This is a genomic window from Streptomyces sp. NPDC057939 (genome assembly GCF_042887545.1).
Classification (GTDB): Bacteria; Actinomycetota; Actinomycetes; order Streptomycetales; family Streptomycetaceae; genus Streptomyces.
Genome location: NZ_JBHVPG010000014.1, coordinates 59,064 through 78,200 on the forward strand (window position 1 = coordinate 59,064; position 19,137 = coordinate 78,200).

19 protein-coding genes are annotated in these 19,137 nt (G+C 73.0%); 11 read left to right on the forward strand and 8 right to left on the reverse strand.

Translation table 11 applies throughout. The features are described 5' to 3' along the window. Positions 1-143: 143 nt before the first annotated feature. From fabG to ACFVS6_RS17935, 5 genes are all read left to right on the forward strand, one after another. The gene (gene fabG, locus ACFVS6_RS17915) at positions 144-905 is read left to right on the forward strand and encodes a 3-oxoacyl-ACP reductase FabG (protein ID WP_389704794.1); all 762 of its coding nucleotides are present in this window, start codon (positions 144-146) and stop codon (positions 903-905) included. Between the two features lie 28 nt (positions 906-933). Then, complete coding sequence (locus ACFVS6_RS17920) at positions 934-1,695, forward strand: SDR family oxidoreductase (RefSeq protein ID WP_385571680.1); 762 nt, start codon at positions 934-936, stop codon at positions 1,693-1,695. 152 nt (positions 1,696-1,847) lie between these two features. Next, entirely contained in the window at positions 1,848-3,431 is a 1,584-nt protein-coding gene (locus ACFVS6_RS17925; protein WP_389704795.1) for an ABC transporter substrate-binding protein, read from the forward strand. A gap of 100 nt (positions 3,432-3,531) precedes the next feature. Beyond that, entirely contained in the window at positions 3,532-4,200 is a 669-nt protein-coding gene (locus ACFVS6_RS17930) for a uracil-DNA glycosylase (RefSeq protein ID WP_389704927.1), read from the forward strand. A 93-nt stretch (positions 4,201-4,293) separates the two neighbouring features. Then, positions 4,294-4,887 carry a hypothetical protein gene (locus ACFVS6_RS17935; RefSeq protein WP_389704796.1) on the forward strand — a complete coding sequence of 198 codons (594 nt, stop codon included), beginning with the start codon at positions 4,294-4,296 and terminating at the stop codon, positions 4,885-4,887. Positions 4,888-4,975: 88 nt separating this feature from the next. Here the strand turns inward: ACFVS6_RS17935 and ACFVS6_RS17940 are convergent, their stop codons facing one another. Next, a complete protein-coding gene (locus ACFVS6_RS17940) occupies positions 4,976-5,512 on the reverse strand; it encodes a hypothetical protein (protein WP_389704798.1) in 537 nt (178 codons plus the stop codon). A gap of 157 nt (positions 5,513-5,669) precedes the next feature. Between ACFVS6_RS17940 and ACFVS6_RS17945 the strand changes: the two genes are divergently transcribed. Then, positions 5,670-6,581, forward strand: a complete 912-nt coding sequence (locus tag ACFVS6_RS17945; RefSeq protein WP_389704799.1) for a Gfo/Idh/MocA family protein — start codon at positions 5,670-5,672, stop codon at positions 6,579-6,581. Here ACFVS6_RS17945 and lnt read toward each other — a convergent pair. From lnt to ACFVS6_RS17970, 5 genes are all read right to left on the reverse strand, one after another. After that, entirely contained in the window at positions 6,520-8,064 is a 1,545-nt protein-coding gene (lnt, locus tag ACFVS6_RS17950; RefSeq protein WP_389704801.1) for an apolipoprotein N-acyltransferase, read from the reverse strand. The genes ACFVS6_RS17945 and lnt overlap by 62 nt on opposite strands. Positions 8,065-8,111: 47 nt before the next feature. After that, positions 8,112-8,579 carry a nuclear transport factor 2 family protein gene (locus ACFVS6_RS17955; protein ID WP_389704802.1) on the reverse strand — a complete coding sequence of 156 codons (468 nt, stop codon included), beginning with the start codon at positions 8,577-8,579 and terminating at the stop codon, positions 8,112-8,114. 68 nt (positions 8,580-8,647) lie between these two features. Then, on the reverse strand, positions 8,648-8,824 hold the full coding sequence (locus tag ACFVS6_RS17960) for a hypothetical protein (protein WP_389704804.1): 177 nt from the start codon (positions 8,822-8,824) through the stop codon (positions 8,648-8,650). 126 nt (positions 8,825-8,950) lie between these two features. Continuing rightward, positions 8,951-9,829: an undecaprenyl-diphosphate phosphatase gene (locus ACFVS6_RS17965; protein ID WP_385571672.1), complete on the reverse strand. Its 879-nt coding sequence runs from the start codon at positions 9,827-9,829 to the stop codon at positions 8,951-8,953. Between the two features lie 48 nt (positions 9,830-9,877). Continuing rightward, complete coding sequence (locus tag ACFVS6_RS17970) at positions 9,878-10,594, reverse strand: TVP38/TMEM64 family protein (protein ID WP_389704806.1); 717 nt, start codon at positions 10,592-10,594, stop codon at positions 9,878-9,880. Between the two features lie 49 nt (positions 10,595-10,643). Between ACFVS6_RS17970 and ACFVS6_RS17975 the strand changes: the two genes are divergently transcribed. From ACFVS6_RS17975 to ACFVS6_RS17985, 3 genes are all read left to right on the forward strand, one after another. After that, entirely contained in the window at positions 10,644-11,369 is a 726-nt protein-coding gene (locus ACFVS6_RS17975; protein ID WP_389704807.1) for a DNA alkylation repair protein, read from the forward strand. 167 nt (positions 11,370-11,536) lie between these two features. Beyond that, positions 11,537-12,382, forward strand: coding sequence for a patatin-like phospholipase family protein (locus ACFVS6_RS17980; protein ID WP_389704808.1), 846 nt, complete (start codon positions 11,537-11,539; stop codon positions 12,380-12,382). A gap of 78 nt (positions 12,383-12,460) precedes the next feature. Then, a complete protein-coding gene (locus ACFVS6_RS17985; RefSeq protein WP_389704929.1) occupies positions 12,461-13,252 on the forward strand; it encodes a spermidine synthase in 792 nt (263 codons plus the stop codon). Positions 13,253-13,291: 39 nt separating this feature from the next. On the opposite strand, the gene ACFVS6_RS17990 is transcribed toward ACFVS6_RS17985, so the two are convergent. Both ACFVS6_RS17990 and ACFVS6_RS17995 read right to left on the reverse strand, forming a co-directional pair. Then, the gene (locus ACFVS6_RS17990) at positions 13,292-14,596 is read right to left on the reverse strand and encodes an MFS transporter (protein WP_389704810.1); all 1,305 of its coding nucleotides are present in this window, start codon (positions 14,594-14,596) and stop codon (positions 13,292-13,294) included. A gap of 82 nt (positions 14,597-14,678) precedes the next feature. Further along, positions 14,679-15,731: a hypothetical protein gene (locus tag ACFVS6_RS17995; protein ID WP_389704811.1), complete on the reverse strand. Its 1,053-nt coding sequence runs from the start codon at positions 15,729-15,731 to the stop codon at positions 14,679-14,681. Positions 15,732-15,827: 96 nt separating this feature from the next. On the opposite strand from ACFVS6_RS17995, the gene ACFVS6_RS18000 reads away from it, so the two are divergent. Together ACFVS6_RS18000 and ACFVS6_RS18005 are read left to right on the forward strand one after the other, a co-directional pair. Beyond that, positions 15,828-16,286: a DUF4442 domain-containing protein gene (locus ACFVS6_RS18000; RefSeq protein ID WP_281207132.1), complete on the forward strand. Its 459-nt coding sequence runs from the start codon at positions 15,828-15,830 to the stop codon at positions 16,284-16,286. A gap of 285 nt (positions 16,287-16,571) precedes the next feature. Beyond that, the gene (locus tag ACFVS6_RS18005; RefSeq protein ID WP_389704812.1) at positions 16,572-19,124 is read left to right on the forward strand and encodes a beta-glucosidase; all 2,553 of its coding nucleotides are present in this window, start codon (positions 16,572-16,574) and stop codon (positions 19,122-19,124) included. Positions 19,125-19,137: the final 13 nt, after the last annotated feature.

The following is a 19,137-nucleotide window of genomic DNA, read 5'->3' on the forward strand; positions in this document are numbered from 1 at the left end:
ACCGCCCGCGCGCGGCGCGCGCCGCGCGCCGGGAGGGCCCCCGTTGACACCGGGTGCCATGCCTCCTAGCGTCTCCTCAGCTGAAGCTACTAAGCGGTTGCTCACCTCCGGGCGGCCGTTTCTCGACGGCGAGGAGATCCAGCATGTCCACCACCGAGCAGCGCGTGGCGATCGTGACCGGGGCGGCCCGGGGCATCGGCGCGGCCACCGCCCTGCGTCTGGCCGCCGAGGGCCGCGCGGTCGCCGTACTCGACCTCGACGAGGCGGCCTGCAAGGACACCGTGGAGGCGATCACGGCGGCCGGCGGCAAGGCCCTCGCGGTCGGCTGCGACGTGTCCGACAGCGCCCAGGTGGAGGCGGCCGTCGAGCGCGTCGCGAGCACCCTCGGCGCCCCGACCGTCCTGGTCAACAACGCGGGCGTGCTCCGCGACAACCTCCTCTTCAAGATGAGCGACACCGACTGGGACACGGTCATGAACGTGCACCTGCGCGGTGCGTTCCTGATGGCGCGGGCCTGTCAGAAGTACATGGTGGAGGCCAAGTTCGGCCGCATCGTGAACCTCTCCAGCAGCTCCGCCCTCGGCAACCGGGGCCAGGCCAACTACGCGGCCGCCAAGGCCGGTCTGCAGGGCTTCACGAAGACCCTGGCCTTCGAGCTCGGCAAGTTCGGCGTGACCGCCAACGCCGTCGCCCCCGGTTTCATCGTGACCGAGATGACCGCGCAGACGGCCGCCCGGATCGGCATGGGCTTCGAGGAGTTCCAGACCGCCGCCGCCTCCCAGATCCCGGTGCAGCGCGTCGGCCGCCCGGACGACATCGCCAACGCCATCGCCTTCTTCACCGGCGAGGCCGCGGGCTTCGTCTCCGGCCAGGTCCTGTACGTGGCCGGCGGCCCCCTCAACTGACCGGCTCACGAGAGACAGGGCGTACGTCATGACCTACAACGGCATCGACAGCGGCAAGGCAGCGCTGGTCACCGGCGCGAGCCGGGGCATCGGATACGGGATCGCCGAGGCGCTGGTCGCCCGCGGCGACCGGGTCTGCATCACGGGACGCAACGAGGACGCGCTCAAGGAGGCCGTCGAGCGCCTCGGCGCGGACCGGGTGATCGGCGTGGCGGGCAAGGCGCACGACGAGGCCCACCAGGCCGTCGCCGTGGAGCGCGCCATGGAGGCCTTCGGCCGCTGCGACTTCCTGATCAACAACGCCGGCACCAATCCGGTCTTCGGGCCGATCGCGGACCTCGACCTCGGGGTCGCGCGCAAGGTGTTCGAAACCAACGTGATCTCCGCCCTCGGCTTCGCCCAGCGCACCTGGCACGCCTGGCAGAAGGACAACGGCGGCGCGATCGTGAACATCGCCTCCATCGCGGGCGTCTCCGCCTCGCCCTTCATCGGGGCCTACGGGATGAGCAAGGCCGCCATGGTCAACCTCACCCTGCAGCTCGCGCACGAGATGGCCCCGCAGGTCAGGGTGAACTCGATCGCCCCGGCCGTCGTGAAGACGAAGTTCGCGCAGGCGCTCTACGAGGGCCGGGAGCAGGAGGCCGCGGCCGCCTATCCGCTCGGCCGGCTCGGCGTGCCGGAGGACATCGGAGGGGCCGCCGCATTCCTCACATCTGCACAAGCGGAATGGATCACAGGACAAACTCTCGTCGTTGACGGAGGAATCTTCCTCAATGCCGGAGTCGGCTGACCGATATTCGGACGCATTTGCCTCCCCCGAGGAGGCAAATGCGTACCGAATGTGCATGTAATCGGTCAAGTGCCTCACGAAACCTACCCCTTGGATTTGTGATGCACTGCGGTAGGGTCTGCCGCATCCCTGGCTGATCGAGGAGCGTGCACGTGTTCAACCGGACCAGATGCCTGCGGATCACTGCGGCCCTTGCGTCCATATCCCTGCTCGCCGGGTGCGGTCTGTTCTCGGACGAGGGTGGTGGCGAGGCGAAGAGGATCGTCGTCGGCACGACGAGTGCGCCGAGCAACCTCGACCCCGCCGCCGCCTGGGACGGTTCCTGGGAGCTGTACCGGAACATCTACCAGACCCTTCTGGCGTTCCCCACGGGCAGCACCAGGCCCCAGCCGGACGCCGCCCAGAACTGCGAGTTCACCGACTCGGCGAACCAGTCCTACCGCTGCACCCTGCGCAAGGGACTCAAGTTCTCCAACGGCGAGACGCTCGACGCCAAGGCCGTCAAGCACTCCCTCGACCGCATCCGGAAGATCAACCACAAGTTCGGGCCCAGCGGCCTCTTCAACAGCCTGGACAAGATCGAGACCCCGGACGCCCTCACCGTCGTCTTCCACCTGAAGGCCTCCGACGCGACCTTCCCGTACGTGCTCGGCTCCCCGGCCGCCTCGCTCGTCGCGCCCGGTGAGTACCCCGCCGACAAGGTGCGGGACGACGGCAGGATCACCGGCTCCGGCCCCTACGTCCTCGACTCGTACAAGGAGGGCGGCGAGGCCGTCCTCGGCCGCAACGAGACCTACTCGGGCTTCGCGGACCGTCGGAACGACGGCGTGACGATCCGCTACTTCTCCGACTCAAAGAAGATGGTCGCCGCGCTCAAGGGCAAGGAGATCGACGCGACCTACCGAGGCCTGTCCGCCGCGGAGATCAAGGACCTCCAGACCCCCGAGTCCCACAACGCGGGCGTCCAGGTCGTCGAGAACGTCGGCGCCGAGATCCGCTACCTGGTCTTCAACCCCCAGGACCCGCAGGTCAACAAGCTGCCGGTGCGCCAGGCCATCGCCCAGATCCTCGACCGCGGCGCGATCGTCTCCAAGGTCTACCAGGGCACGGCCGAACCGCTGTACTCGATGGTCCCCAAGGGCGTCGTCGGCCACAAGACGCCGTTCTACGACCTGTACGGCCAGCCGGACGTCAACAAGGCCAAGAAGATCCTCAAGGACGGCGGGATCACCCAGCCGGTCGACCTGACGTTCTGGTACACCACGGACCGCTACGGCGCCTCGACCGCGGACGAGTTCACCGAGATCAAGCGCCAACTGGACGAGACCAACCTCTTCCGCGTCACCCTGCGCGGCAAGCCCTGGAAGGAGTTCCAGGAGGGCTACAAGAACCGCGAGTACCCGGTCTTCGGCCGCGGTTGGTTCCCCGACTTCCCGGACCCGGACAACTTCATCGCGCCGTTCGTCGGCAAGGAGAACGCGGTCGGCACCCCGTACGAGCCGGCCGACGTCCTCAACGAGGTCCTGCCCAAGTCCCGCCGCGAGGGCGACCGCTCGGCCGGCGTCAAGGAGTTCGAGCGCGCCCAGCAGATCTTCGCCCAGGACGTCCGCCTGCTGCCCCTGTGGCAGGGCAAGCTGTACGTCGGCGCCCGCGAGGACATCGCCGGCGCGGAGCGGGCCCTCGACCCGCAGACCGCCATGCAGATGTGGGAGCTGTACCGCAAGACCAGCTGGTAGCAGACAGGACGGGCATCCGGATCACGTCGATGTCAGTGGCCCCCGGTAGGTTCTTGAGCAGTTGCACGAACTTGTACCGGAGGTTGTCGACGTGACCCAGATGCTGCCCGAGTCCTGGCTCCCCCCTCTCGGCGGGGAGCTGGAGCAGCCCTACTTCAAGGAACTCACCGAGTTCGTCGAGAAGGAAAGGGCGAACGGGCCGGTCTACCCGCCCCGCGAGCAGGTCTTCGCGGCCCTGGAGGCCACTCCGTTCGACAAGGTGAAGGTCCTGGTGCTCGGCCAGGACCCCTACCACGGCGCCGGCCAGGGCCACGGCCTGTGCTTCTCCGTGCAGCCCGGGGTCAGGACCCCGCCCTCGCTGCGCAACATCTACAAGGAGATGAAGGAGGAGCTCGGCCTCCCCGTCCCCGACAACGGGTACCTGATGCCGTGGGCCCAGCAGGGCGTCCTGCTCCTCAACGCCGTCCTCACCGTCCGCGAGGCCGAGCCCAACTCGCACAAGGGCAAGGGCTGGGAGAAGTTCACCGACGCCGTGATCCGCGCGGTGTCCGAGCGCCCCGACCCCGTCGTCTTCGTCCTCTGGGGCGCCTACGCCCAGAAGAAGATCCCGCTCATCGACGAGGAGCGGCACGTCATCGTCAAGGGCGCGCACCCCTCGCCGCTGTCCGCCAAGAAGTTCTTCGGCTCGCGGCCCTTCACGCAGATCAACGAGGCCGTCTCCGCCCAGGGCCATGAGCCGATCGACTGGCGCATCCCCGACCTGGGCTGACGCCACCCCGCGCCTCGGCGCCAGAGGGGGTGCCTCCGGTTAGCTTCTTGTGATCAGGCCGTACCAGGTCTGCGGAGCAAGCCGGAGGCCGCGTTGACGGAGCAGCAGGAGGCGTCGGAGGACGCCGTCATGACGAGGATCGGCCAAGCGGTCATCCTGCTGCACGCCGGCGACCGCGAGGAGGCCCGCAACCGGCTCGGGGAGATCTGGACCGAGATCGGCGAGGACGGCGACTCCCTCCACCGGTGCACCCTGGCGCACTACATGGCCGACGCACAGGACGACCCCGCCGACGAACTGGCCTGGGACCTGCGCGCCCTCACCGCCGCCGACGGACTCACCGCCGACGGACCCGTGCCCGACGGACCCACGACCGACGGTCCGGCGGGCCGGGCGGGTGAGGTGCTCCCCGCCCGGCGCCCCGGGGACGGGCCGGGGTGCCGCGAGCCGCAGCGGGCGGTGCGCGTCTTCTACCCCTCGTTGCACCTGAGCCTGGCGGCCGACTACGTCAAGCTCCGGCGCCCCGAGGCGGCCCGGGTGCACCTGGCGCGGGCCCGCGCGGCCACCGGAGCCCTGTCCGACGACGGGTACGGCAACGGGGTGCGGGCCGCCATCGCCCGGCTGGAGCGCCGCCTGGCCGCGGAACCGGGCACGCCCCACAGGCCGTTCCCCGAACAGTCCCCCTAGGACCTGTCGTCGAACTCCCGTCTGCCTCGCGGCGTCCGGCACGCACTCCCGCCGCCCCGAGTGCGGCGGCGGCGCGCCCCCGTCGTGGTCAGCCGCCCTGGACGCCCGCGCAGATGCGGGCCTCGGGGCTGTCCGGGTGCCAGCGTCCGTGCCGACGGCCCAGCGCGCACACGTCAGCCGGCCGCACCGGCAGCTCCCGCACCAGCTCGCGCGGAACCCGAGCGCCGGGCCGCACCGGGTGCGGGCGGGCATCGGGGCGCTCCTCGGCGTGCCGCACGGGCTTCGGCGGCTCCGGGATGTCGGGTACCGGCGGCACCACCTCCCGCTGCGCGGCCGGCGCCGCCGCCGACCCGCTGTGCGCCGTCGTCGCCCGGTGCGGGGCGGCCGGGGAGGAGTGCGCGGTGCCCTGCCCCGGCACCGTCCGCAGCGCCTCCAGGGCGGGCGCCTGGACGACCACCGGCAGGGTCCCCGGCCCGCCGCGCGGCCCGTGCCGCGGCGGCGCTCCGGTCGAGGGCGTCGACGCCGACGGCACGGGCCCCGGCGTCACATTCACACAACCGGAGACGGCCGAGACGGCACAGGCCACTCCCAGCAGCAGTTTCGTGGAGGTTCGGGTTGGATGCACCCGCGCAACTCTGCTGTGCGAGGACCCCGTTGCGAAAACCCTGGACGCATAATGCCCCCGCACGGGTGACGGCCGGCCGGACCGGCCCCGAACTCCGGGTCCCGGCGCCGGCGACTAAGCTCGGGCCTCCCACAAGGAACACACCTGGAGGCTTCCGGTGAAGATCGGCGTCATCGGACTCGGAGACATCGCCCAGAAGGCGTACCTGCCGGTCCTCACCACCCGCCCCGGGATCGAACTGCACCTGCAGACCCGAACCCCCGCGACGCTGGAGCGGATCGGCGAGCTCCACCACGTCCCCGCCGAGCGGCGGCACACCACGCTCGACTCCCTGATCGCGCAGGGCCTCGACGCAGCCTTCGTGCACGCTCCGACGGCCGCCCACCTGGAGATCGTCGAGCGACTGCTGGAGGCGGGCGTCGCGACGTACGTCGACAAGCCGCTGGCCTACGAGTTCGACGCGTCACGGCGGCTGGTGGAACGGGCCGAGGAACGCGGGGTCACCCTCTTCGTCGGCTTCAACCGCCGCCACGCGCCCGGTTACGCGCAGTGCGCCGACCACCCGCGCGAGCTGATCGTCCTCCAGAAGAACCGGGTCGGACTTCCCGAGGACCCGCGCACCCTGGTCCTCGACGACTTCATCCACGTCGTCGACACGCTGCGCTTCCTGCTGCCCGGCGAGGCCGACCACATCGACGTCCGGGCCGTGGTGCGCGACGGGCTGATGCACCAGGTCGTCCTCCAGATGTCGGGCGACGGGTTCACCGCCCTCGGCATCATGAACCGGCTCTCCGGTTCCACCGAGGAGGTCCTGGAGGTGTCCGGCCAGGACTCCAAGCGGCAGGTCGTCAACCTCGCCGAGATCATCGACCACAAGGGCCAGCCGACGGTCCGGCGGCGCGGCGACTGGGTGTCCGTGGCCCGCCAGCGCGGGATCGAACAGGTCGTCGACACCTTCCTGGAAGCAGTGGAGAGCGGCAGGACGCTGAGCGCCCGGGACGCCCTGCTCACCCACGAGCTGTGCGAGCGGGTGGTCCTGACGGCTCTGGAGCAGGCCTCCCGGACCTGACCGCCCGGGCCGTCCGCGCCGCGCAGTACACCAGCAGCACGGCCAGGGACGCCCCGGCGGGCCAGTTGCCGAAGCGGGCGTAGGGCGTCGTACTGGAGGCGAGCGGCACCTCGTACACCGCCGCGGCCCCGGCCGTCGACGCGGGCAGGGCCGGGCCGATCCGGCCGCCCGACGGCCCGTGCACCACGCTGACCCCGGTCAGGGTCGCGTGCACCACCGGGCGGCCGGTCTCGGCCGCCCGCAGGGCCGCGAGCGAGGCGTGCTGGGCCGGAGCCCAGCTCTCCTGGAACGTCGAGGTCGCCGACTGCGCCACGATCAGCGAGGCCCCCTCGCGGGCCAGGTGCCGACTCATGTCGGGGAAGGCCGACTCGAAGCACACCAGCGGACCGACGCGCAGCCCTCCGGGCAGGTCCATGACCACCGGGGCGGCGCCGCGCATCCGGTCCTCACCCGCCGCCTTGCCGACCGAGGTGGCCCAACCCAACACCGACCGGGCCGGCACGTACTCGCCGAAGGGGACCAGCCGCATCTTGTCGTAGCGCTCCCCGGTGGGCCCCTCGGGCCCGATCAGCAGCGAGCTCTTGTAGATCCCCGGCCGGTCCGACCGGCGGGCGTCCACGTTGACCAGCAGCGGCGCCCCCACCCGCGCCGACAGGTCCGCAAGCCGGCGCGACAGGTCGGGCCGGGCCGCCAGGTCCGCGCCGACGCTGCTCTCCCCCCACACCACCAGGTCCGGGCGGGCGCCGACGACGCCCAGCGTCAACCGTTCCTCCGCGTCGAACCGCCGTTCCGCGCCGTCCGCGCCGCCCACCGGGCCGGGCTGCACGACCGCCACCCGCAGGACGCCCGTCACCTCCGGACGCGGCAGCCACAGCCACACGGCCCCCGTCAGCACCGCGCAGCCCGCCACCCCGGCGACCGCCGGGGCCCGCGCACCCGGCACCGCGATCAACAACACCAACGCACAGTTGACGGCCACCACCAGCAGGCTCACCATCCACACGCCGCCCACCGAGGCCAACAGCAGCGCCGGCGGCACCTGCCACTGACTGGCCCCCAGCAGCCCCCACGGCCCGCCCAGCCCCTGCCAGGACCGCACCAGCTCCGACAGCAGCCAGCCCGCCGGGACGACGACCAACGCGGCCGCGGCCCGACCCCGCGCCGGCGCCCCGCCGAGCAGCTCCCGCACCAGCAGGGCCCACGGGATCCAGAGCACCCCGAGCAGCGCCGCCAACGGGATCAGGAACACGTGCAGGCTCGGCAGCAGCCAGTGGTGCACGGCCACGATGAACCCCGCGCCCCCCAGCCAGCCCTCCAGCGCCGCCCGCCGCCCGGAGGGGGCGGACCGCAGCAGCAGCATCCAGGGCACGAGGGCGACGTACGCGAACCACCACAGCGCCGGGGCCGGGAACGCGAGACAGGGCAGCGCGCCGGCGGCCACCGCGGCCGCCGCGCGCCCCCACCGGGTCCGCTTCGTGAGCATGGGGCGCCTCCGGTTCCAGTGTGGGACGGCATCGGGCCGGGCGCGGCTCAGGCCGACATGTGGCGCCACTTCTCGTGCACGGTGACCCCGGTCAGCCGCCAGCCGTCCCGGGTGCGGACCAGCGTGAAGGTGTAGCGGCCCGCGGCGACGAAGTTGGGGGCCGTGACGGTGCCGTCGAAGTCGGCTCCCGCGAGCCGCATCGGATTGAGGAAGTCCGCCCGGACCTGAGCCGTGTCCCCCGGAGCCCCGCCCTCGTCCTCCAGCCGCACCAGCCGGTTGACGATCAGGTGCTGGCGCACCGGGAACAGCTTCATCGTCCCGGCGAGCCAGTCCGCGACCTCCGCGGCCGGGCCCGCCACCCCGCCGGCCGCGCTGTAGTCGGCCCGGCCACCGGGCGCGAACAAGGCCCGGTAGGCCTCCCAGTCGCCGTCGTCGACGGCGACCGCGTACCCCGAGACCACCTCGTCGATGGCCAACCGGTCCATTACCGTCGCGAGGTCCACACGCTGCGTCATCGGGTCAGTCTGGGGCTGTCCGCCCCCGACGCCAAGGGGCGTGCGCCGACCGGGTCATCCACGGACGATCAGTGACCGGAAAGAACCTCCCGCCGGCGGACCACGACGAGGAAGGCATCGCTGTCGAGATCCATCACCACCTCCGCCGCGACGCCCTCGCGCTTGCGCTGCGCCGCGTACTCCTCGGCCGGCCAGCTTCCCCTCGGACTTCCCGCCGGAAAACGCTCCAGTACCACGCGTCGCATGGGACACCCCCTCCGCCTGCCGGGTCCCTCCCGGCACACCTCTCTACGGGGACAACGACGCGGAGGCCGCCCGGGAACGTTCCCGAGCGGCCTCCGGTTCACGCGAAGTGGTGAGCGTGCGGCCCGCTAGGAGCCCGACTCGCCCGCGTGCGGGCTGAGCACGTCCGTGCCGATCAGCACGAACAGCGCGATGCCCAGCACGATCCGGTAGATCACGAACGGCATGAAGCTCTTGGTGGAGATGAACTTCATGAACCACGCGATGACGGCGTACCCGACGAAGAAGGCGATCACCGTCGCGAAGACCGTCGGCCCCCAGGAGATGTGGGTCGGGTTCTCCATCACGTCCTTGATCTCGAACGCTCCCGACGCCAGCACGGCCGGGATCGCGAGGAGGAAGGAGTAGCGGGCGGCCGCCTCGCGGGTGAAGCCCAGCAGCAGACCGCCGGAGATCGTCGCACCCGAACGGGAGACGCCGGGGATCAGCGCCATCGCCTGGCAGAGGCCGAAGATCAGACCGTCCTTGACGCCCAGTTCCTTCAGCGTCTTGCGCTGGACGACCACCCGGTGCCGGCCGCCCTCCTCGTCGCGGGAGGCCTGCCAGTCGGCGAAGCCGAGGACCAGACCCATCACGATCAAGGTGGTGGCCGTCAGCCGCAGGTCACGGGCCGGACCGGTGATCTGGTCCTTGAAGAGCAGGCCCAGGATGCCGATCGGCAGCGAGCCGACGATCACCAGCCAGCCCATCTTGGCGTCCTGCTCGGAACGCAGGGCCTTCGTGTACAGGGAACGGAACCAGGTGGAGACGATCCGCGCGATGTCCTTGCGGAAGTAGATCAGGACGGCGGCCTCGGTGCCGATCTGGGTGATGGCCGTGAAGGCCGCACCGGGGTCGTGCCAGCCGGCGAACGCCGCGGTCAGGCGCAGGTGGGCACTGGAGGAGATCGGGAGGAACTCCGTAAGCCCCTGGACGAGACCGAGGATTAGGGATTCGAACCAGCTCATGTCGGGGTGCGCTCGTCCTTGTGATCGTCGGGCAGTTCGGGTCCGATGCTAGGGCCCGTGGGAAGCGGCCGTGACCACAGGGGGGTGTTGGGGCAGCGGCTCGTACGCGACGACCGGCGCCAGGCGGTGCCGCTTGCGCCACGCGACGACCGCGGCGATCACCCCGGACACCGCGATGAACCCGAACGAGACGAGGAACGCGGGCGATCCGGGCGAGGAGGCACTGGCACCCGCGATCACGTAGGCGGCGGTGTTCGGGACCGTGCCGAGCGCCGTCGCGCACAGGAACGGCGCCCAGCCGCACCGCGACACCGCCGCGATGTAGTTGGCCGCCGCGAACGGCACCCCGGGGAAGATCCGCACCGCGATCATCGACCGGAAGCCGTGCCGGCTCAACTGCGCGTCGGCCGCCTTCAACCAGCGGCCGCGAAGGTACGGGCGCAACGCCTCCTGACCCATGGCCCGGCCCAGACCGAAGGCGATGCCCGCCCCCACCACCGTCCCCGCGACGGCCGCGACCAGCCCGAACCAGGTCCCGAAGACCGCCCCCGCCGCCAGGTTCAGCAACGGCCGGGGCACGAACGCCGCCGTGCACAGCCCGTACGCTCCCGCGAACACCAGCACCGCGACGCCCACCGGCAGTTCCGGCGGCCAACCCTGCGAGAGCAGCCGCTGCGGCTCGTACAGCACCACGCACGCGCCGGCCGCCAGCAGCAGCACGACGAGCAGCGACAGCCGGGTCCGCGGCGCGAGGAGGAGGGACATTCCGGGAGACTAACCGACCTGTGCGACGCACCGCCGTAATCTGGGCCTCATGCGGCCGAACACCCGACGACCCCCGGAGATCCCGCCCAGCGCACTCGCCGACGTCCTCATGGAACGACTCACGGCCGCGTACGGCGCCGCCGCCGATCCGGCGCAGGCCGGACCCATGACCGCGTACATGAAGGACGTCGCTCCCTTCCTCGGCATCCGCACCCCGCAGCGCCGCGCACTCTCCCGGACAGTGACGAAGGACACTCCGCACCCCTCCGAGAGGGACTGTGCTGCCCTCGCGCTGCGCTGCTGGTCGCTCGCGGAACGTGAGTACCACTACTTCGCCGTCGACTACCTGCGCCGGCACGTGCGGCACTGCTCCTCGGCCTTCCTGCCGGTGGTCCGCCACCTGATCGTCACCACTTCCTGGTGGGACACCGTCGACCTGCTCGCCGCCCACACCGTCGGACCGCTCGTCGCGGCCGACCCGCGGCTGGGGGCCGCCATGGACGAATGGACCGGCGGGGAGGACCTCTGGCTCGCCCGCGCGGGACTGCTGCACCAGCTCACCTACAAGTCCGCCACCGACGGCGACCGGCTCTTCGCCCACTGCCGCACGCTCGCCGGACACCCCGACTTCTTCATCCGCAAGGCCGTCGGCTGGGCCCTGCGCGAGTACGCGAAGACGGACCCGGACGCCGTGCGCGCCTTCGTCACCGCCGAACGGACCCGCCTCGCACCGCTGTCGGTGCGCGAGGCGCTCAAGTCCCTCCGGAACAACTGACACCCGGCACCCGACACCCGACTCCTGGCAGCCGACGGCACCGGTATCGGTGGCCGCCGGGACGCCGACCGAGGTCGACCGGCCCCCGCTTGTGGTGGCGGCGGCCGTGCTGCGTCAGACTGCCGTCACCACACGGCGGGACACGACGGGCAGGACGGGGACGGGCCATGAGCGGCGACACGGCGCTGGTACTGGGCGGCGGAGGACTCACCGGCATCGGCTGGGAGACCGGGATCCTCTACGGGCTCGCCCGCGAGGGTGTCGACCTGACCGGCGCCGACCTCGTCGTCGGCACCTCCGCCGGCTCGGTGGTGGGGGCCCAGCTCACCTCCGGGCTGCTCACCCCGCGGGAACTGTACGAACGCCAGCTCGGCGACGCCGCCGGGGAGGCCGTGGCCAGGTTCGGCGCGGGACTGCTCGCCCGGTACGCCGTCGCGATGGCCCGCTCGCGGGACGCCGCGCAGTACCGCCGGCGGATCGGCGCCATGGCCCTCGCCGCCGACACCGGTCCGGAGGGCGTGCGCCGCGAGGTGCTGAAGGCCCGCCTCGTCTCGCACGAATGGCCCGAGCGGCGCCTCGTCGTGACCGCCGTGGACGCGCTGAGCGGCGAGCTGACGGCCTTCGACCGCGACAGCGACGCCGGCCTCGTCGACGCGGTCACGGCCAGCTGTGCGGTGCCCGGGGTGTGGCCCCCGGTGACGGTCGCGGGCCGCCGCTTCATCGACGGCGGGGTCCGCTCGGCGACCAACGCGGACGTCGCAGCCGGCTACCGACGGGTGGTGATCATCGCGCCGATGGCGCTCGGCGCCGGAAAGATCCCCTCGCCCGCCGCCCAGGCGGAGCGGCTGCGCGCGGCCGGCGCGCGGGTCCTGCTGATCACCCCCTCCGCACAGGCCCGCAAGGCCTTCGGGCGCAACGTCCTGGATCCGGCCCGCCGGGACCCCGCCGCCCGCGCGGGGCTGGCGCAGGCCCCCGCGCACGTGGCCGGCGCGAAGGCGGTCTGGAGCGGCTGACCCGCGCCCGACAATGGAGGGGTGAGCGACGAACAGATCCCGGTGATCCGGGACGTGGGCCAGGGCACCGCCAAACTGATGCCGGACGTGGACCGGGACCGGGCCTGGTTGCTGACCGTGGACGGTGCGCCGCAGTCGTACGTCGACCTCGACGACCCCGAGCACCTGGAGTTCGAGTACGTGCGCCGCCTCGCGCACGTCCTGGACTGCGCGGCCGAGCCCGGCGCCGCCCCGGACGTGCTGCACCTGGGCGGCGGCGCGCTGACCCTGCCGCGCTACGTCGCCGCCGTCCGGCCCGGTTCCCGGCAGACGGTGGTGGAGTTCGACGCCGCCCTGGTGGACCTGGTCACGGAGCACCTGCCCTTGGCCGCCGGGGCGGAGGTGACGGTGCACGCCGCCGACGCGCGGGCCTGGCTGGCGGCCGCTCCGGCGGCGAGCGCGGACGTACTGGTCGCCGACGTGTTCGGTGGCTCGCGGGTACCGGCCCGGCTGACCTCGGTGGAGTACGCGAGGGAGGCGGCCCGGGTCCTGAGGCCCGGCGGCCTGTACGCCGCCAACCTGGCGGACGGGGCGCCGTTCGATTTCCTCAAGGCACAACTGGCGAACTTCGCGGCCGCCTTCGGGGAGTTGGCGCTGATCGCCGAACCGGCGGTGCTGCGCGGCCGGCGCTTCGGGAACGCGGTGCTGCTGGCCTCCGACTCCCCGTTGCCGGTGGCGGCCCTGGCCCGGCGGTGCGCCGGGGACGCGTTCCCGGCCCGGGTGGAGTCCGGCCCGGGGTTGGCCCGTCTCATGCGGGGCGCGCGGACCGTGCCGGACGCGGAGGCGGTGGCCTCGCCGGAGCCGCCGCAGGGCGCCTTCAGCCTGGGGTGAGGCCGCGGGCCCGGCCCCGGTGGCGGGGCCGGGCCCGTCTCACACCGCGGCGGGGCTGGGGCTCTCCGTCGTGGTCGGCAGCTGCGGGGACTTCGCCGGAGGGGGCTTGCGGGTCATGTTCCGCACGTCCGGGACGAAGAGCACCGCGGCCGTGCCGACCACCACCAGTGCGGCGCAGCCCCACAGCGAAGGGGCGCGGCCGAAGGCCGACTCGGCGGGGCCGGCCAGGGCGGTGGCGAGCGGCAGCATCGACACCGAGCCGAACCAGTCGTAGGCGGAGACCCGGGAGAACTTCTCCTCGGGGATCTCCTGGTGCATCGTGGTCATCCAGTTGACGCCGAACACCTCGATGGCGGCGCCACTGACGAACATCACCACGCACAGCGCCCACACGGGCAACGGCACCGCCAGCCCCGCCGACGGCAGCGCCAGTGGGAAGACGCACAGCGTGCCGACCAGCAGCAGCCTGCGGGGTTTCCACACCATCATCAGGACGGCGCCGGCGATGGTCCCCACCCCGAAGAGGGCCAGGGCCAAGCCCCACGGCGCGGGACCGCCCAGCTCGTCGCGGGCGACGAGGGGTCCGTAGACCGCCTCCGCGGCGCCCACGACGGCGACGACCACGGAGAACTGGAGCACGATGCTCCACAGCCAGGGGCGGGTCCTGACCTCCACCCAGCCCTCGCGCAGGTCGGCCAGCAGGCCGCCGCCGGGAGCCCGGTCGGCGACGTGGCCGACGTCCAGGAACGCCCGCAGGGCGCCCGCGAGGGCGAAGGCCAGGGCGTCGACGGCCAGCACCCAGCCCGGTCCGATGGCGGCGATCATGGCACCGCCGAGGGCGGCGCCGCCGATTCCGGCGCCGTTCATGGCCATCCGGAAGAGCGCGAAGGCGCGGTTGGCGTGTTCGCCCGAGACGCTGGAGAGCAGCATGCCCTCGGCGGCCGGGTTGAAGAAGGCCGTTCCGGTGCCGCACAGCGCGGTGAGCAGCATCATCTGCCACAACTGGGGGTCCCCGGCGAGGACGAGCAGCGCGAAGGCGCCTTGGGAGACGCAGTTGAGGGCATTGGCCGCGACCATCACGCGGTGGCGCGGCAGCCGGTCGGCGAGCGCGCCGCCGATGAGCAGGAAGAGGACGAGGGGCAGCGTACGGGCCGCCGCGACGAGGCCGACGTCCCCGCCGGAACCCCCCGACTCCAGGACGGCGAAGGCGGCCGCGATGAGCGCGCCGTGGCTGCCCAGGTTGGTGATGACCGCGGCACCCGTCAACAGGGTGTAGTTGCGGCCGGCCCACGCGGGCCGACGGGGCGCGCGGACGGGGGAGAGGAGGTCAGGGGGTGGACTCACCCGTGGACTCTCCCCGCTCCGGGCCGGAAATCCAACCGAATTATCGGAAAGCGGATCTCCGGCCCGGAGCGGGGAGCGGGGTTCAGTTCGCCGGCGTGGCCTCGGTCAGCCGGACCGTGCTGAGGATCTTCTCGTACGTCGCCTGGTCGACCTCGCCCGGGACGCCCGCGGCGCCGTAGAGGACCCAGGTGGAGAAGTCACCGTTGGCGGTCTTGAAGCTGAACGCGATGCTCTTGCCGTCGGAGTCGCACTTGTTCTCCTTGGGCACGCCGGTCACCGTCGCCGAGGTGACGTGGCCCTTGAGCCCGGAGGTGGAGGTGTACTCCTTGGGCTCGGTGAACTTGACGATCTCCTTGGGCTGCTTCTGGGCGTAGCCGCCGTAGACCCAGGTGCCGGCCTCGCTGCGCGAGGCGGAGGCGGTGTCCTTGGCGCCCTGGCCGCCCTTGGTGCCGGTGCCGGCGAGGGAGGTCGTCTCCTCACTGCCGTTCTTGTCGGAGTCGACCTTGCACCAGTCCTCCTTGAGGTAGGCCGGCGCGGTCATCATGACGAAGGGGCCGCCGTCGGTCTTGCTCGCGTCCTCGAACCCGATGGACGTGCCCGAGCCGAGGACGTTCCACTCCGGCGGGACGTCGAAGGCGGTGCCGTACTTCGGGTTGATGACCACCTTCCAGCCGGCGATCAGCGGCTTGAGGTCCCCGCCGGAGCGCGGGTTCCCGCTCGGTGCGGGCGGAGCCGCCGGGGAACTGGCGGGGGCGGAGGGGGAGGCGGCCGGCTTGTCGTTCGCCTCGGTCTTCTTGTCGTCGTCCCGGGTCAGTACGAAGGCCCCGGTCACGGCCGCGGTCACGATGACCGCCGAGGCCGCGACGATGGCCACGGTCCGCGTGGCGAAGGGGCTGCCGCCACCGCCCGGCGCGGGGGCCGACGGCTGCTGGGGCTGACCCCACGGCTGGACCGGGGGCGGCGTCTGGTAGCCCGCCTGCGGGTATCCGTAGCCGGGCTGCTGCTCGCCGAACCCCGGTTGCGGTTGCTGCTGGTACGGGTTCGGCTGCTGCCCGGGCTGCTGCTGGTACGGGTTCTGTCGCGGGTCCTGGGGGTTCTGCTCGCCCCCGGGCTGCTGCTGCTGTCCTGGCCACATGGCCGGTAACGATAGTGGGCGCGGCCTCCGGGAGCCACGGCCGCCCCCGGAGCAGGTATGGCCAAGGTCTTCTACTCGTGAGTAACATCGCGTGCCATGAGCGCAGAACAGATGAACGTGGGCGAACTGCTCGCCCGGACGGTGCCGATGGCCCGCACCCTGAACCTCGAATTCCTGGAGACCACCCCCGAGCGCGCGGTCGTCCGCCTGCCGGACCAGCCCGACTTCCACAACCACGTCGGCGGCCCGCACGCCGGTGCGATGTTCACCCTCGCCGAGTCCGCCAGCGGCGCCATCGTCCTGGCCGCCTTCGGTGACCAGCTCTCGCGCGCGGTGCCCCTCGCCGTCAAGGCCGAGATCGGTTACAAGAAGCTCGCCAAGGGCGTCGTCACCGCCACCGCCACCCTCGGCCGTCCCGCCGCCGACGTCGTCGCCGAGCTCGACGCGGGCGGGCGCCCCGAGTTCCCCGTCACCGTCGCCATCCGGCGCGAGGACGAGGCCGTGACCGGCGAGATGACGATCCTGTGGACCCTGCGGCCGATCGCCGCCGGCTGACGGGCGCAGACGCGTCCGGGGCCGGGTCGACCCGGCCCGCGGCACGGGGGGTCACCGCCACGACCGATCGGCGGTGATCCCCCGCGCGCGTCGTGGGGCAGGCGATCGGGGCCCGGACGGTCCCACCGGGCCGCCGCAGGGCTGAACCCGGGGCGCGGCGGGGCGCGTCCGGCCGGGCCCCGGGGTCCGGGCGCGCACAGTGGGGCCCGGGAGCGGTCCGGCGCGGGCCGCTCCCGCCCACCGATGCCGAGGCCGGCGCCCGGGCGCCGCCGCAGGGGAGCGCCCATGAGCGAGGCCGTGTCCAGACGTTCCGCGATCCGGCTGCTCGGCGCGGTGGGCGCCGCCGGAGGCGCCCCGGCCGCAGCGGGCTGCGTGGCCACCGTGCCGCCCGGAGCCCTGCCCCGCAAGGCGTCACCGGCCCCGGCCGCCGCCGGGAAGCCGGCCGTCGGGGCCCGCGTCGACGCCCTGCTGGACCGGCTCACCCTCGACGAGAAGACGGCCCTGCTGCACGGCGCCAAGGACCCGGACGCCGACGCGGACCCGCGCGGCCGCGCCGGTTACGTGGCGGGCGTACCGCGCCTGGGCATCCCCGCGCTGCGGCTCGCCGACGGACCCCTCGGCGCCGGGGCCGGCGTCCGGGCCGGGGGCGGTGTCGGTGCCGGTAGATCCGCCACCGTGCTGCCCGCCCCCGTCATGCTCGCCTCCGCCTTCGACCCCGTGCTCGCCCGCGAGTACGGGCAGGTCCTCGGCCGCGAGGGCCGCGCGTACGGCAGGGACGTCCTGCTCGGGCCGCGCGCCAACCTGATCCGCACCCCGTACGCGGGCCGCAACTTCGAGACCTTCGCCGAGGACCCCCGGCTGACCGCCGACATCGTCGGCCAGGTCGTCCGGGGCATCCAGGACGAGGGGCTGATCGCCGCCGTCAAGCACTTCGCCCTCGACGACCAGGAGCTCGGCCGCGACACCGTCGACGTGAGCGTCGGCGAGCAGACCCTCCACGAGACCGCCCTGCGGGGCTTCGAGGCGGCCGTGGCCGCCGGGGCGGGCGCCGTGACCGCCGTCCGGTACAAGATCAACGGCGTCCACGCCGGCGAGAGCGGCCCCCTGCTCGACGAAGTGCTGCGCGGCCGCTGGGGGTTCGACGGATGGGTGCTGTCCGACCCGGACGCCCTCCACAGCACCGTCGCCTCGATCACCGCCGGCCTCGACATGGAGATGCCCGGCGGCACCCACTTCGGCGGCCCCCTGCGCGAGGCCGTGCACGGCGGCTCCGTCCCCCAGGAGGCCGTGGACCTGGCCGTACGCCGCGTCCTGACCACCCTGGACCGGTTCGGCCTGCTCACGGACCGACCCCCGGCCCGCCCCGCTCCCAACGCGGCCGCCGGCGCCCGGACGGCCCGCAAGGTGGCCACCGCCGGCGCGGTGCTGCTGCGCAACGAACGCGGCACCCTGCCCCTGACCGGCGTCGCGGCCCGCTCCATCGCGGTCATCGGCCCCACCGGCCGGGTCCCCCTCGTCGCGGGGCCCGGCAGCGCGCGGCCGGCGCCCGACGGGCACCTCTCCCCGCTCACCGCCCTCACGCGGCGCGCGGGCAAGGGCGCCGCCGTTCGCCACGCACTCGGTGAGGACCCGTACGGCAGGGCATTGCCGCCCGGGCTGCTGACCCCGCCCGCCGCGCTCGACGACCGACGGGTGGAGGCCGGCCGGTCCTGGAGCCACGAGGGAACGTTCACGCTGGCCGCCGACGACGAGTGGACCCTGCTCGTCCACCACACCGGGCAACGGCCGTCCGTCCGGCTCGACGGCGAGGAACTGTTCCCCGTCCGGCCGGGGACGGCCGAGCCGTCCGGCGGGGCCCTCCTGGGCCACGCCCCCGACGGGCTGCACGTGGGGCGGCGCACGCTCGCACTGAAGGCGGGCGTCCACCGACTCGCCGTCACCGCCGAGGGCGGCGCGGGCGGGCAGCGGTTCCGCCTGCGGCACACGACCCGGGCCACGCGGGCCGCGGACGTCGCCGAGGCCGTGAGGGCCGCCCGGGCCGCGCACAGCGTGGTGCTGTTCGCGTACGAGGATGCCACCGAGGGGCACGACCGGACCTCGCTGGGGCTGCCCGGCGCACAGGAGGCGCTGATCGAGGCGGTGACCGCGGCCAACCCCCGGACGACCGTGGTGCTCAACACGTCCTCGTGCACGACCATGCCCTGGCTCGCCCGCACGGGCGCGGTCCTCCAGATGTACTACCCGGGACAGGAGGGCGCCGGCGCGACGGCCGACATCCTCTTCGGGGACGTGGACCCGGGGGGCCGACTGACCCAGACCTTTCCCGCCGACGAGCGGACCACCCCGGTCGCCGGGGACCTCCTGCGCTACCCCGGAGTGGGCGGACGACAGGAGTACGGCGAGGGCGTGCACGTCGGCCACCGCTGGTACGACGAGCGCGGGGTGACCCCGCTGTTCCCCTTCGGGCACGGGCTCTCGTACACGACCTGGGCCTACGAGAAGCTGACCGTGCGACCCGAACGCGGCGGCCTCCGCGCGGAGTTCACCGTGCGCAACACCGGCCGCCGCAAGGGCGTCGAGGTCGCGCAGGTCTACCTCGGGCCGTCGGAGCGACTCGCGCTCGACCAGCCGGTGCGGGTGCTGGCCGGATACCGGCGGCTCGTCCTGGCGCCGGGGGAGTCCCGACGGGTCACCGTGGACATCGACGTGCGGACGCTGTCGTCCTGGGACGCGGAGCGGGGGGCCTGGGTGCCCGGTACCGGTCGCCGGGAAGTCTTCGTCGGCCGGTCGTCACGCGAGTTGACCTTGCGGGCGAAGGCGGTCGTGAGGAGCCGATAGGCTGCCCCGTCCG

What these genes read in the sequence shown, in the direction of transcription:
- ACFVS6_RS17930 (WP_389704927.1), top strand. Translation starts at nt 3,532, where the DNA reads ATGCTGCCCGAGTCCTGGCTCCCCCCTCTCGGCGGGGAGCTGGAGCAG.
- ACFVS6_RS17920 (WP_385571680.1), top strand. Translation starts at nt 934, where the DNA reads ATGACCTACAACGGCATCGACAGCGGCAAGGCAGCGCTGGTCACCGGC.
- ACFVS6_RS17975 (WP_389704807.1), top strand. Translation starts at nt 10,644, where the DNA reads ATGCGGCCGAACACCCGACGACCCCCGGAGATCCCGCCCAGCGCACTC.
- lnt (WP_389704801.1), bottom strand. Translation starts at nt 8,064, where the DNA reads ATGCTCACGAAGCGGACCCGGTGGGGGCGCGCGGCGGCCGCGGTGGCC.
- ACFVS6_RS17965 (WP_385571672.1), bottom strand. Translation starts at nt 9,829, where the DNA reads ATGAGCTGGTTCGAATCCCTAATCCTCGGTCTCGTCCAGGGGCTTACG.
- ACFVS6_RS18005 (WP_389704812.1), top strand. Translation starts at nt 16,572, where the DNA reads ATGAGCGAGGCCGTGTCCAGACGTTCCGCGATCCGGCTGCTCGGCGCG.
- ACFVS6_RS17960 (WP_389704804.1), bottom strand. Translation starts at nt 8,824, where the DNA reads ATGCGACGCGTGGTACTGGAGCGTTTTCCGGCGGGAAGTCCGAGGGGA.
- ACFVS6_RS17995 (WP_389704811.1), bottom strand. Translation starts at nt 15,731, where the DNA reads ATGTGGCCAGGACAGCAGCAGCAGCCCGGGGGCGAGCAGAACCCCCAG.
- fabG (WP_389704794.1), top strand. Translation starts at nt 144, where the DNA reads ATGTCCACCACCGAGCAGCGCGTGGCGATCGTGACCGGGGCGGCCCGG.
- ACFVS6_RS17955 (WP_389704802.1), bottom strand. Translation starts at nt 8,579, where the DNA reads ATGACGCAGCGTGTGGACCTCGCGACGGTAATGGACCGGTTGGCCATC.
- ACFVS6_RS17985 (WP_389704929.1), top strand. Translation starts at nt 12,461, where the DNA reads ATGCCGGACGTGGACCGGGACCGGGCCTGGTTGCTGACCGTGGACGGT.
- ACFVS6_RS17970 (WP_389704806.1), bottom strand. Translation starts at nt 10,594, where the DNA reads ATGTCCCTCCTCCTCGCGCCGCGGACCCGGCTGTCGCTGCTCGTCGTG.
- ACFVS6_RS18000 (WP_281207132.1), top strand. Translation starts at nt 15,828, where the DNA reads ATGAGCGCAGAACAGATGAACGTGGGCGAACTGCTCGCCCGGACGGTG.
- ACFVS6_RS17980 (WP_389704808.1), top strand. Translation starts at nt 11,537, where the DNA reads ATGAGCGGCGACACGGCGCTGGTACTGGGCGGCGGAGGACTCACCGGC.